Source organism: Serratia sp. NFX21, from assembly GCF_048517035.1.
GTDB classification, from domain to species: Bacteria; Pseudomonadota; Gammaproteobacteria; order Enterobacterales; family Enterobacteriaceae; genus Serratia; species Serratia quinivorans.
In genome coordinates this window covers 1,323,833-1,336,306 of sequence record NZ_CP183196.1, presented here as the reverse complement: position 1 = coordinate 1,336,306, position 12,474 = coordinate 1,323,833, and the positions used below count along the sequence as shown (strand labels likewise).

Sequence of the window (12,474 nt, the reverse complement as noted above, 5' to 3'; positions counted from 1 at the left end):
AAAAACCATGATGCTTACCCTCGGCATGTTTGTTTTTATGCTGAAAACCGTGCCCTACCAGAGCATGCAGCGCAGCAGCAGTTTCCGTTGGCCAACCAACGCACGCATCGGCCAGCGCCCTTCCGCGCAGTTTTTGGGTGCCGACAGCGAAAAAATCACCCTGACAGGGGTGCTGATGCCGGAAGTCACCGGCGGAGCACTGTCGTTGATGACGTTGCAACTGATGGCTTCTCAAGGACGAGCCTGGCCGCTAATTGAAGGCAGCGGCACCATTTATGGCATGTATGTCATTGAGAACATAGCTGAAACCAAAACCCAGCTTTTCTCTAACGGTAGCGCCCGGCAGATTGAGTTCACCATCAACCTGATGCGCGTTGATGAGTCACTGATCAGTATGTTTGGCGATCTGCGCCAGCAGGCGCTGGATTTGGCCGACAAGGCAGGGCAAGGCGTGCAACGCATTGGGGGGTTGCTGTCGTGATCACCCAAACGCCATTGCCTATAGGGGCGCAAGTAGCCCCGGACTATGCCCTATTTCTGCAACAGCAGGACGTGACGGAAACCTTCAGGCACCGGTTGCTATCCCTTACCCTGACTGATAACCGGGGTTTCACCGCCGACCAGTTGGTTCTTGAACTTGACGATACCGATGGTCAGGTGGTGATGCCGGCACGTAATCAGGTGATTACCCTAAAGCTAGGCTGGAAAGGCCAAGGGTTAGTCAATAAGGGCAAGTTCACCATTGATGAAGTAGAACATCAGGGTGCGCCGGACAAACTCACCCTGCGCGCCCGCAGCGTCGACTTTAGAGGTTCGATGAACACCGCTCGCGATCGTTCTTATCATGACAAAACTCTGGGGGAGATCGTCAATGAGATAGCGAACCGCAACCGTATGGGTAACACGCTGGCGGCGGGACTGGCCGAAATAAAGATATCCCACATTGACCAGGCTCAAGAAACAGATGCCGCATTCATTACCCGGCTAGCCACCATGAATGGCGCGGTAGCAGCTATCAAAGATGAGCGCCTGCTGTTTCTCATCCCAGGCTCAGGCCAAACAGTTTCAGGCAAACCCATAGCACCGCTTATCCTGCAGCGTAGAGACGGCGACCAGCACTATTTTAACCTGGCCGATAGAGGAAATTACTCCGGCGTTCGCGCCAAATGGCAGGATACCGAGCACGCCCAACAGCAACAGTTGACAGTACAACGTCAAAATGGCGCCGCCGACAACGCAGAAAGCTCCAACTATCTCGCGGGGGACAGCGATAACGTTTTCACCTTACCCAGGGTCTATACCAACAAAGAGGCCGCCATTCGGGCAGCCAAGGCAAAATGGGAACGAATCCAACAGGGAAGCGTGCAGTTCTCTATCAATCTGGCAATGGGCCGGCCCGAACTTTATCCGGAGATGCCTATTCAGGTACGCGGATTCAAAGAGGCCATCGATCGGCAAAGCTGGATAATCAATACGGTGGTTCACACGTTAAACGGCAGTGGTTATGTCACCAAAATCGCTCTCGATGTGCTGACTCAACGGGTTGAGTTCGCCATTATCGAATCTTGATTTTCATTTGAGTTTTAATCTTGCTTTTGCAAGTCATTGAGCTATTATAAGTCACATAACTTGATGCAGTCGAAAGAGGGATTCAACTATGATGCACTGTCCACTTTGCGGTAGCGTGGCCCATACTCGCTCCAGCCGTTACCTCAGTGAAGCGACCAAAGAGCGCTATCACCAATGCCAGAACATTAACTGTAGCTGCACCTTTGCCACGCATGAGTCCGTCGCGCGAGTGATTGTGAAGCCTGGCGATATTGTTCCGGCTCAGCCGCACCCGGAAAAAAGTAAACAGCGTGTCGCGGCGCTGTGACGCAAAGAGCCTGCCACCGCAGGCTTTTTTATATCTGTGGAAACTTACTTTTCCGAAAATAAATCTTGCAAATGCAATCAACAGATTTTAAGCATAAAAAAAGGGGTCGGCATATTGCCAACCCCTTCATAGTTATTAACTTTTGGATGCAGCGTTAGCCGACGCGGTTCAGACGCTCTTTGATACGAGCAGACTTACCAGTACGCTCACGCAGATAGTACAGTTTGGCTTTACGAACGGCACCACGACGTTTAACAGCAATGCTGTCAATTACTGGTGAGTGAGTCTGGAATACACGCTCAACACCTTCGCCGTTGGAAATCTTACGAACAGTGAATGCAGAGTGCAGACCGCGGTTACGGATAGCGATAACCACGCCCTCGAATGCCTGCAGACGTTTTTTGCTACCTTCAACGACCCATACCTTAACTTCCACGGAATCACCCGGACGGAATGCAGGTACGTCTTGCTTCATCTGCTCTTGTTCAATTTGCTTAATAATGTTGCTCATAATATGTCTCTTACCCTAGGTAAACTGATATATCGGTCCCGTCGAGCCAATTGCTCAGACGTTCCCTTCATAGTCCTGCTGCTTGGTCTGATGTTCCCGTTGGAACTCAGCCAGCAACACCGCTTGCTCGTCAGTCAGAGCTAGGCTTTCCAGAAGTTCAGGTCTTCTAAGCCAGGTACGGCCCAGCGACTGCTTTAAGCGCCAGCGACGTATCTCGGCATGGTTGCCCGACAGTAAAACTGGCGGAACCTCCATCCCTTCCAACACCTCAGGACGGGTATAGTGCGGGCAGTCCAGCAATCCATCGGCAAAAGAGTCCTCTTCTGCTGAAGCCTGATGGCCCAGCACACCCGGTATAAAGCGGGCGACTGAATCAATCAGGGTCATTGCCGGCAGTTCCCCGCCGCTGAGGACGTAATCGCCGATTGACCATTCTTCATCAATTTCGGTTTGGATTACGCGCTCGTCTACCCCTTCATAACGACCGCACACCAGAATCATCTTCGGGTTGGCCGCCAGTTCGCACACGCCGGTTTGATCCAGCTTGCGCCCCTGAGGTGACAGATAAATCACCTTTGCTCCCTCGCCTGCCGCTGCTTTTGCTGCATGAATGGCTTCCCGCAAGGGTTGCACCATCATCAGCATTCCCGGGCCGCCGCCATAAGGGCGATCGTCCACGGTACGATGCCGGTCGTAGGTGAAGTCACGTGGACTCCAACACTGCACGCTCAGCAGGCCATTTTTTACTGCCCGGCCAGTCACCCCGTAATCGGTGATCGCGCGGAACATCTCAGGAAACAGGCTTACAATACCAATGAACACAAGCCAATCCCCTTACTGTCATTCCACTTGTTTCGACCGTTTAATTCGGAGGTCAAAAACCAGGATCCCAATCTGCTTCAATCACGCGAGCAGTGAGATCGACTTTCTTGATAACCTGCCCATGAAGAAACGGGACCAACCGCTCCTTCATACCGAATGCATCTTTCAGGTTTGCCCGCACGACCATGACGTCGTTAGAACCGGTTTCCATCATATCGATGACTTTACCCAGTTCGTATCCGGAAGTGGTGACTACCTGGCAGCCCATAAGGTCTTTCCAGTAGTAATCATCGCCTTCCAGCGGAGGCAACTGCTCGGAATCTACGACAATTTCGCAATTGGTCAGTAGATTCGCAGCATCCCGATCGTCAATGCCTTTGACCTTGATGATCAGATCCTGACTGTGGCGTTTCCAGTCTTCCAACTCGACAAACTGCCACTGACCAGAGCGCTGGATTAACCAGGGCTGATAGTCAAATATGCTTTCGGCGTTCTCGGTGGATGAAAACACTCTGAGCCAACCACGGATGCCGTAAGTAGACCCCATCTTACCGAGTACAATCGGCTGCTTAGGTGCTACCGGTTTGAGTTGCTTGCTCATTGCCACCACCGCGACAGATTAAGCTGCTTTCTTAGCGTCTTTGATCAGCGCGTGAACGCGATCAGAAACGGTAGCACCCAGACCAACCCAGTGCTCAATGCGATCCAGGTCCAGACGCAGTGCTTCAGCCTGACCAGATGCGATTGGGTTGAAGAAACCTACACGCTCGATGAAACGACCATCACGAGCATTGCGGCTGTCGGTCACTACTACTTGATAGAACGGACGCTTTTTTGCGCCGCCACGTGCCAAACGAATTGTTACCATAACATCCTCTTTAGTTAATAAAACAGCCGGGCCCCATTGAGGGAACGGGGCCCGGTTGCAATATAAAAAGCCCGAAAATTTTACTCATTTTGGCGCAAAAAGCAATCGAAAGCGTAGTTCGTCGTCAACTACTTTTTTTCGCCGGTAATATTTCGGGCGGTTTTCACCGCGAACGGCAAATGCTTAAACAGGCTCACCCCAGAGGGCAAGCGGCTGTCAGCGGCCTGGGAAGCCCGGCGGCATCATACCTTTCATGCCACGCATCATCTTCGCCATTCCGCCTTTCTTCATCTTTTTCATCATGCGTTGCATGTCGTCGAACTGCTTTAACAAGCGGTTAACATCCTGCACCTGCATGCCGGAACCCACCGCAATACGACGCTTGCGCGAACCTTTGATGATTTCCGGTTTGGCGCGCTCTTTCAGCGTCATCGAGTTGATCATCGCCTCCATACGCACCAAAACCTTGTCGTCCATCTGCGATTTCACATTGTCCGGCAGTTGGCCGGCGCCGGGCAGTTTGCTCAGCATGCTGGCCATACCGCCCATGTTACGCATCTGCTTGAGCTGCTCCAGGAAGTCGGTCAGATCGAAACCGTCGCCCTTCTTCAGCTTGTTAGCCAGTTTTTCCGCCTGTTCGCGGTCAACTTTGCTTTCGATATCTTCGATCAGCGACAGTACGTCGCCCATGCCGAGAATGCGTGACGCCACGCGGTCCGGATGGAATGGCTCCAGCGCTTCGGTTTTCTCGCCCACGCCGAGGAACTTGATCGGTTTGCCGGTAATGTGACGAATGGACAGCGCAGCACCGCCGCGCGCGTCACCATCGACCTTGGTCAGCACCACGCCGGTCAGCGGCAGCGCCTCGTTAAAGGCCTTGGCGGTGTTGGCCGCATCCTGGCCGGTCATGGCGTCGACCACAAACAGGGTTTCCACCGGCTTGATCGCCGCGTGCACCTGTTTGATCTCATCCATCATCGCTTCATCAACGTGCAAACGGCCGGCGGTATCGACGATCAGAACATCGTAGAATTTCAGCTTGGCCTGTTGCAGTGCACGGTTAACGATGTCGATCGGCTTTTCTTTAACATCGGACGGGAAGAAGTCGATGCCGACGCTTTCCGCCAGCGTTTCCAACTGTTTGATCGCCGCTGGGCGATAAACGTCAGCGGAAACCACCAACACTTTTTTCTTCTGTTTTTCTTTCAGGAACTTACCGAGCTTGGCGACGCTGGTGGTTTTACCGGCACCCTGCAGGCCCGCCATCAGCACCACTGCCGGCGGCTGTGCCGCCAGGTTCAGCTCGGTGTTCACTTCGCCCATCGCGGAAATCAGTTCGCTCTTGACGATTTTTACGAACTCTTGCCCCGGCGTCAGGCTTTTGTTGACTTCATGACCTACCGCGCTCTCTTTTACGCGATTGATAAAGTCCCGCACCACCGGCAGCGCAACGTCCGCTTCCAGCAATGCCATGCGCACTTCACGCAGGGTTTCCTTGATATTTTCTTCGGTCAGCCGCCCACGGCCGCTGATATTGCGCAGGGTGCGCGACAAACGATCGGTTAAATTTTCAAACATCGTCTCTTGCTCAACGTGTAATGACAGGCCGCTCTGGCGACATAATTGCGGCGATTATAACACGAAGCTAAGAGGATCTCTGCCTCAGCGTTGGAGATCGGTTGGAGTGGGACGCGCACGACGCTATACTGACAATCCAATTCACCACGCCGAAGCAAAATTAAACGCTATGCCAGTTTTCTCCATTGTGGCTTTGATCGCCTACCTGCTCAGCCTTGGACTGATTATTCCCAGCTTGTTGCGGAAGAACAGCGCATACCGTCGGCTTGCTCTCGTCTCGGCGGTGGTGGCGCTGGTTTGCCACGCCATCGCACTGCAGCAGCGTATTTTTGACGTTAGCGCCGGACAAAATCTCAGCTTGCTGAACATCGGTTCGATAGTCAGCCTGATCATCTGTTCGGTCATGACCTTTGTCGCCTCACGCGACCGCGGCTGGTTCCTGCTGCCGATTGTTTATAGCTTCGCGATGATCAATCTGGCCTTCGCCAGCTTTATGCCGGGTGAGTTCATTACCCATCTTGAAGCCAGTCCGGAACTGATGGTGCATATTGGCCTGGCGCTGTTCTCCTACGCTACGCTGATTATTGCCGCGCTGTATGCGCTGCAACTGGCCTGGCTGGACTACCTGCTGAAAAACAAAAAGCTGTCGTTCAGCGCCGACATGCCACCGCTGATGAGCATCGAACGCAAAATGTTCCACATCACCCAGATCGGTGTCGTGTTGCTCACGCTCACGTTATGTACCGGCCTGCTGTATATGGATAACCTGTTCAGCAAAGAAAACGTGCACAAGGCCGTGCTGTCGATCATGGCATGGTTTGTCTATATCGTTTTGCTGTGGGGCCATTACCATGAAGGCTGGCGTGGCCGCCGTGTCGTGTGGTTCAGCTTTGCCGGCGCCTTTCTGCTAACGCTGGCCTACTTCGGCAGCCGTCTGATCCAGCAAGTGATGGTTCGCTAAGCCCTCAGGCTATCTTTCTCCATACATAAGGAATACCGCGTTGGAGCACGTTTCGACAGGGACCCTGATCATTATCCTGGTGGTTATGATCGTGGTTTCCGCTTACTTCTCAGCATCCGAAACCGGCATGATGACGCTAAACCGCTATCGTCTCCGTCATCTCTCCAAGCAGGGCAACCGCTCTGCCCGCCGGGTCGAAAAACTACTGCAAAAGCCGGATCGTCTGATCGGCCTGGTGCTGATCGGCAATAACCTGGTCAACATTCTCGCCTCGGCGCTGGCAACCATTGTCGGTATGCGCCTATATGGCGATTTCGGCGTAGCCATCGCCACCGGTATCCTGACCTTTGCCGTGCTGCTGTTCGCCGAAGTGTTGCCGAAAACCTTCGCTGCACTTTATCCAGAGCGCATCGCCTTCCCCAGCAGCGTTTTGCTGGCACCGCTGCAGAAGGTGATGTTCCCGCTGGTATGGCTGCTTAATGGCATCACCACGCTGGTCTTGCGCCTGTTCGGCATCCACACCAACATGCGGGTCAGCGATGCCGTCAGCAAGGACGAGTTGCGCACCATCGTTAATGAATCCCACTCACAGATTTCTCGCCGTAATCAGGACATGTTGATTTCCGTGCTGGATCTGGAGAAGGTGACGGTCGACGACATCATGGTGCCCCGCAACGAGATCGTCGGCATCGATGTCAACGACGACTGGAAGTCGATCATGCGCCAGCTCACCCACTCGCCGCACGGTCGCATCGTGCTGTATCGCGGCTCACTGGACGATGCTATCGGTATGCTGCGGGTGCGTGAAGCCTACCGCCTGATGACCGAGAAGAAAGAGTTCAACAAAGAGAACCTGCTGCGCGCCGCCGACGAGATTTACTATGTGCCTGAAGGCACGCCGCTCAACGTCCAACTGGTGAAATTCCAGCGCAACAAAGAGAAAGTCAGCATCGTGGTGGACGAGTACGGTGATATTCAGGGGCTGGTGACGGTCGAAGATATCCTGGAAGAAATCGTCGGTGATTTCACCACCTCCATGTCGCCAACGCTGGCGGAAGAGGTCAATCCGCAAAGCGACGGTTCGGTCCTGATCGACGGTACCGCCAACGTGCGCGAGTTAAACAAGGCGTTCAACTGGACGCTGCCGGCCACCGATGCACGCACCATTAACGGCATGCTGTTGGAGGAGCTCGAAGAGATCCCTGAGGTGGGCACCCGGGTTCGTGTAGGCCATTACGACGTTGATATCCTCGACGTGCAGGACAACATGATCAAACAGGTGCGGGTCACGCCAATAAAATCGCTGCAGTCCAGCGTCCAGCAACACTGACCGCCCACCAGAAAGGAAAAAAGACGCGAACATCGCGTCTTTTTTTATCGCTGTAGCCCGGTGACGAACTAGATGTGCAGTTCCTGCAGCTTCTCTTTCGGCAGCGCCAGCTCTTCGTTGTGGTTCACTACCACGTCGTGGTCAAGGATATGCTTGGCGATTTCCTGTGCTTCTTCCAGTGAGTGCATGTGGTAAGTACCGCACTGGAACTCATTCAGCTCAGGAATTTTGCGCTGATCGGTCACTTTCAGCACGTCACTCATTGCCGCTTTCCAGGCATCGGCAACTCGCTGCTCTTCCGGCACGCCAATCAGGCTCATGTAGAAGCCGGTACGGCATCCCATCGGGGAGATATCGATAATCTCAACGCCCTGGCCATTCAGATGGTCACGCATAAAACCGGCAAACAGGTGTTCCAACGTATGGATGCCACGCTCAGGCATCACTTCCAGATTCGGGCGGCAAAAACGCAGATCGAATACGGTGATGGTATCGCCATGAGGAGTTTTCATGGTTTTCGCAACGCGGACAGCCGGGGCTGCCATGCGGGTATGGTCTACGGTGAAGCTATCCAGCAGTGGCATTTCGTTACCTCCTCGTAAAAGAGTATTTATTTCGAAACTTTTTTATCTATCCAGGAAACCTTTTCTAACTCAGCGAGTCTGAATATGTGAAAGACGCGCATTTGTTATCATCATCCCTGTCATCAGAGATGCATATTTGGCCACATTGATGTGGCCTTTTTCTTTTTCAGCTCCCGCCATGTTGCTTCAGGAACTCTTCAAAGCTTAGCGTATCACTGGCTTCTACGTTACGTTGGCGCTGCCATGAGGCTTCCTGCTCCTTCGCCAATTCGGCTTCAGTCAGGATTTCCAACGGCTCTTCAATCAGCATCTGACGGTATTGCTCAGCTAACTGCAGGCCCACACGACCGGTGCCCTCTTCCTTCATCGCTTTCAGGATACGGGCCGAGAACGTCAGTTCCGGATCGTCAAACGCTGCGACCAGTTCGTCACACACTTGCTGATACTGGCGATCGCCGGCTTCGCTATCCAACACTTCCGCCACGCGGCGCAAATCGTCGAACAAGGCTTTGCCTACTTTTGCCAGTGGCTCACGGCTGTCATCGCAACCTATGCCAATGGTCTGTCCCGGTTTACGCCCTTCGAGGATCACCCGGTTCCAGTTTTTGCGCGTGCAGAGCAATTCATCACTGCTCATCTCTGGCGCATCGGCCAACACACACCATATCAGGAACAGGTCCAGGAAACGTGCCTGTACCGCATCCACGCCGATTGGCGAGAACGGGTTGATGTCCAGCGAGCGAACTTCGATGTATTCGATACCGCCGCGCAGCAGCGCATCTGACGGTGTCTCACCGCTTTTAGTCACCCGCTTCGGCCGGATCGGTGCATAGAGTTCGTTTTCGATCTGCAGCACGTTACTGTTCAACTGCAGATGACGATCGCCATCTTTCACACCTAATTTGGCAAACTCTTCCGAAGGCGTAACAATCGCCCGCTTCAGGCCTTCAACATAACTTTGCAGATCGTTAAAGGTAATGCCCAGATTGCTTTGTGATTTATTGGTGTAACCCAGGTCACTCAAGCGTAGCGAAGTGGCATACGGCAGATAACACATACCCTGTTCTGTACGCTCAAACGGCAACGCGGTCTCACGCCCTTTCAGGAACGAGGAACAGATCGCCGGCGATGCGCCGAACAGATACGGGATCACCCAGCCAAAACGATAATAGTTGCGGATCAGACGGAAATAGCCCGCTGAAATCTGTTCCTTACCGCTTTCTGCGTCTTTAACGCCGGCCCATGCCTGCCAGAACTCCAGCGGCAGGGAGAAGTTGTAGTGCACGCCGGAAATGGTCTGCATCAGCGCGCCGTAACGGTTCTTCAACCCTTCACGGTATAACGTCTTCATGCGGCCAATATTCGACGAGCCGAACTGCGCCAGTTCAATGTCCTGCTCGGCTTCAATAAAGCACGGCATGCTGAGCGGCCACATGCGCTCCTCACCCAGATTACGCGCCACGTGACGATGAATATCACGCAAGAACGTCAGCAGGTGATCGAGGTTGTCGTCAACCGGCGTAATAAATTCTAACAGCGCCTCGGCAAAGTCTGTGGTTATCCAGTGGTGCGTTAATGCCGCCCCCAATTTTTCCGGATGCCCGGTTGTTGCAAGCTTTCCGTCTTCGGTGACACGCAGCGTTTCACGCTCAATGCCGCGACGAATGCCTTTTAATGCATGGGGATGGGCTTCCAACCAAGAAAGCGCCTGGGATACGTCCGGGATCAAATTGACCTCCCGCTTCTAAAAACAAGAACTCGTAAGCATACTGAATCTGCACCCGAGAGAATATTGAGTTATATTCACGTCGTTAATGCCACCAGGCCATTCCCTGTAGCGTTATCATAGTCAAAATGATGTAACGCAGCGCCTTTCCGATACACAGAAATAGCGCAACAGGGCCCCAGGGCATGCGCAGCCAGCCTGCCAACACGCACAACAAATCGCCCACTACCGGTACCCAACTGAGCAACAGCGCAGCCGGGCCAAAGCGTTGCATCCACCCAAGCGCTGTATCCAGCCCTCGCTGTGGTTTCAACGCCGGTAACAGGCGCCCGATAATGACATTGGTCAGCCCACCGAGCGTATTGCCCAACGTCGCGGCCAGCACCAGTAACTCCGGTGAGACACGGCTGTTGGTCAGCAAGGCAACCAAAATAATTTCTGAATTTCCCGGCAACAACGTCGCACTGAGAAAGCTGCCGCCGAATAACGACATCACCGCCAGCGTACTACTCACAGCGTACGAACGTCTACCACGGCCATATTGGCGCTTTTCGCCGCCTGGATGCCGAAATCTGCGTCTTCAAACACTACGCATTTCTCCGGCGGTACGCCAATCAGTTCGGCACAGCGCAGGAAGGTGTCCGGCTCCGGCTTATGGCGCTGCACATCATCGGCACCCACGATCGCATCAAAGCAGTGGAACAGGCCCAGATGGCGCAGCAGAGTTTCCGCCATGCGATGCTCACTACCGGTACCCACCGCCATTGGACGGCGGCCATGGTAGGCCTTCACCACCTCAATCAGCGGCAAGGGGCGCACGCTGTCCAGCAGCATAATCTCTACCGCTCGGGTTTTCTCTGCAGCCAACTGATGGGGATCGAGATCGGCCTGATGGCTGGCAATAATCGCCTGGGCAATATGCCAGGTCGGAGAACCGCTCAACGCCATCACCGCGGGCTCATCAAACGTCATACCGTAACGGGACAACACTTCACGCCACGCCTTTCGGTGCGTCGGCTCGGTATCGAGAATGGTGCCGTCCATGTCGAAAATAAGACCCTGATAGCGGTCGTACATCGTTACTCCATGATCGTTGAGGAAAGAAAACTACTTTAGCGTAAAGCCGGAAGGTTGTCGCTGATCGCGTAATAGCGGAATGTGCTGTGCACAAGAGGAAAGATGATGGGATTACAGCAGCGTATCGCCGAATGCCAGAAAGCGAAAAACCCGCCAAGGCGGGTTTTTCTTAGATGGTGCATCCAGGAGGATTCGAACCTCCGACCGCTCGGTTCGTAGCCGAGTACTCTATCCAGCTGAGCTATGGATGCATTACTATTTTTGGTTTGTCTGCTTGAAGAAACAAGTTTGACAGAAAGAATGGTGCATCCAGGAGGATTCGAACCTCCGACCGCTCGGTTCGTAGCCGAGTACTCTATCCAGCTGAGCTATGGATGCACAGGAATTCTTTTTTGATACCGTATGGTACGTTGTTACTACCCCACCATACTGCAAAATATGGTGCATCCAGGAGGATTCGAACCTCCGACCGCTCGGTTCGTAGCCGAGTACTCTATCCAGCTGAGCTATGGATGCAAATGGCGGTGAGGCGGGGATTCGAACCCCGGATGCAGCTTTTGACCGCATACTCCCTTAGCAGGGGAGCGCCTTCAGCCTCTCGGCCACCTCACCATACGCTTCTTGCGAATTGTGCCTAACTTGCTTTGGAGAAGCTCATCGGCACTGCGTGGCGCACATATTACTTTCTCCGACTTTTAAGTCAAACAATTTTTCCCATCTCATGTGCGTTTGCACAATTCACACTCAACATGGGCGATTTCACGTCAAAAAGATTGTTTTATCAACAGACAATAACAGTGAATCAGCAAACAAAGTGGGAGGAGCTGCAGGAAGATTTAACAGGGTAAGTCAGAGGATGGTCTGTGGGGGGCACAAAAAAGCTCAGTAGCGTCTCGCTGAGCAACGAGACGCTGCATCGAAATCAGTAAGTCGTCGGTTGAGACTTCTCTGCCTGAATGCGCTGATAGATTTCTTCGCGGTGAACTGACACCTCTTTGGGGGCATTCACACCAATACGAACCTGGTTGCCCTTGACCCCTAACACTGTGACAGTGACCTCATCGCCAATCATGAGGGTTTCACCAACTCGACGAGTCAGAATTAACATTCTTTGCTCCTTGAAAGATTAAAAGAGTCGGGT

The 12,474-nt window shown here is 53.3% G+C and carries 15 protein-coding genes and 4 tRNA genes; 5 read left to right on the top strand and 14 right to left on the bottom strand.

Going from position 1 to position 12,474, the window contains the following annotated elements; all coding sequences use genetic code 11:
• The first annotated feature begins 7 nt into the window (after positions 1–7).
• From ACNT1W_RS06220 to ACNT1W_RS06210, 3 genes are all read left to right on the top strand, one after another.
• Positions 8–481 carry a phage tail protein gene (locus ACNT1W_RS06220; RefSeq protein WP_112362939.1) on the top strand — a complete coding sequence of 158 codons (474 nt, stop codon included), beginning with the start codon at positions 8–10 and terminating at the stop codon, positions 479–481.
• Complete coding sequence (locus ACNT1W_RS06215) at positions 478–1,569, top strand: phage late control D family protein (protein WP_112362940.1); 1,092 nt, start codon at positions 478–480, stop codon at positions 1,567–1,569. Before ACNT1W_RS06220 ends, ACNT1W_RS06215 begins: the two co-directional genes overlap by 4 nt.
• A gap of 88 nt (positions 1,570–1,657) precedes the next feature.
• Positions 1,658–1,876: a DNA-binding transcriptional regulator gene (locus tag ACNT1W_RS06210; RefSeq protein WP_012005301.1), complete on the top strand. Its 219-nt coding sequence runs from the start codon at positions 1,658–1,660 to the stop codon at positions 1,874–1,876.
• A 154-nt stretch (positions 1,877–2,030) separates the two neighbouring features.
• Here the strand turns inward: ACNT1W_RS06210 and rplS are convergent, their stop codons facing one another.
• The 5 genes from rplS to ffh form a co-directional block, all read right to left on the bottom strand.
• Positions 2,031–2,387 (bottom strand): 50S ribosomal protein L19, encoded by a 357-nt coding sequence (rplS, locus tag ACNT1W_RS06205; protein ID WP_012005300.1) that lies wholly within the window; start codon positions 2,385–2,387, stop codon positions 2,031–2,033.
• Positions 2,388–2,441: 54 nt separating this feature from the next.
• Complete coding sequence (trmD, locus tag ACNT1W_RS06200; RefSeq protein ID WP_012005299.1) at positions 2,442–3,209, bottom strand: tRNA (guanosine(37)-N1)-methyltransferase TrmD; 768 nt, start codon at positions 3,207–3,209, stop codon at positions 2,442–2,444.
• A gap of 52 nt (positions 3,210–3,261) precedes the next feature.
• Positions 3,262–3,810: a ribosome maturation factor RimM gene (gene rimM / locus ACNT1W_RS06195; RefSeq protein ID WP_012005298.1), complete on the bottom strand. Its 549-nt coding sequence runs from the start codon at positions 3,808–3,810 to the stop codon at positions 3,262–3,264.
• An 18-nt stretch (positions 3,811–3,828) separates the two neighbouring features.
• Positions 3,829–4,077, bottom strand: a complete 249-nt coding sequence (rpsP, locus tag ACNT1W_RS06190) for a 30S ribosomal protein S16 (RefSeq protein WP_004932501.1) — start codon at positions 4,075–4,077, stop codon at positions 3,829–3,831.
• Positions 4,078–4,293: 216 nt separating this feature from the next.
• Positions 4,294–5,655, bottom strand: coding sequence for a signal recognition particle protein (gene ffh, locus ACNT1W_RS06185; protein WP_012005297.1), 1,362 nt, complete (start codon positions 5,653–5,655; stop codon positions 4,294–4,296).
• A 169-nt stretch (positions 5,656–5,824) separates the two neighbouring features.
• Here ffh and ACNT1W_RS06180 point away from each other — a divergent pair, with 169 nt between their 5' ends.
• A complete protein-coding gene (locus ACNT1W_RS06180) occupies positions 5,825–6,616 on the top strand; it encodes a cytochrome C assembly family protein (protein WP_017891659.1) in 792 nt (263 codons plus the stop codon).
• Positions 6,617–6,656: 40 nt separating this feature from the next.
• Positions 6,657–7,946 carry an HlyC/CorC family transporter gene (locus tag ACNT1W_RS06175; protein WP_419246524.1) on the top strand — a complete coding sequence of 430 codons (1,290 nt, stop codon included), beginning with the start codon at positions 6,657–6,659 and terminating at the stop codon, positions 7,944–7,946.
• A 68-nt stretch (positions 7,947–8,014) separates the two neighbouring features.
• On the opposite strand, the gene luxS is transcribed toward ACNT1W_RS06175, so the two are convergent.
• From luxS to csrA, 9 genes are all read right to left on the bottom strand, one after another.
• Complete coding sequence (gene luxS / locus ACNT1W_RS06170) at positions 8,015–8,530, bottom strand: S-ribosylhomocysteine lyase (protein WP_004950350.1); 516 nt, start codon at positions 8,528–8,530, stop codon at positions 8,015–8,017.
• Positions 8,531–8,696: 166 nt separating this feature from the next.
• On the bottom strand, positions 8,697–10,259 hold the full coding sequence (gshA, locus tag ACNT1W_RS06165; RefSeq protein WP_135344654.1) for a glutamate--cysteine ligase: 1,563 nt from the start codon (positions 10,257–10,259) through the stop codon (positions 8,697–8,699).
• 82 nt (positions 10,260–10,341) lie between these two features.
• Entirely contained in the window at positions 10,342–10,770 is a 429-nt protein-coding gene (locus tag ACNT1W_RS06160; RefSeq protein ID WP_012005293.1) for a YqaA family protein, read from the bottom strand.
• Positions 10,767–11,333, bottom strand: coding sequence for a fructose-1-phosphate/6-phosphogluconate phosphatase (yqaB, locus tag ACNT1W_RS06155; RefSeq protein WP_012005292.1), 567 nt, complete (start codon positions 11,331–11,333; stop codon positions 10,767–10,769). Before yqaB ends, ACNT1W_RS06160 begins: the two co-directional genes overlap by 4 nt.
• A gap of 174 nt (positions 11,334–11,507) precedes the next feature.
• Positions 11,508–11,584: transfer RNA gene (locus ACNT1W_RS06150), tRNA-Arg, on the bottom strand.
• Between the two features lie 50 nt (positions 11,585–11,634).
• Positions 11,635–11,711: transfer RNA gene (locus ACNT1W_RS06145), tRNA-Arg, on the bottom strand.
• A gap of 61 nt (positions 11,712–11,772) precedes the next feature.
• Positions 11,773–11,849, bottom strand: a tRNA-Arg gene (locus ACNT1W_RS06140).
• 3 nt (positions 11,850–11,852) lie between these two features.
• A tRNA-Ser gene (locus tag ACNT1W_RS06135) sits at positions 11,853–11,945 on the bottom strand.
• A 310-nt stretch (positions 11,946–12,255) separates the two neighbouring features.
• On the bottom strand, positions 12,256–12,441 hold the full coding sequence (csrA, locus tag ACNT1W_RS06130; protein WP_002209449.1) for a carbon storage regulator CsrA: 186 nt from the start codon (positions 12,439–12,441) through the stop codon (positions 12,256–12,258).
• Between the last annotated feature and the right edge of the window lie 33 nt (positions 12,442–12,474).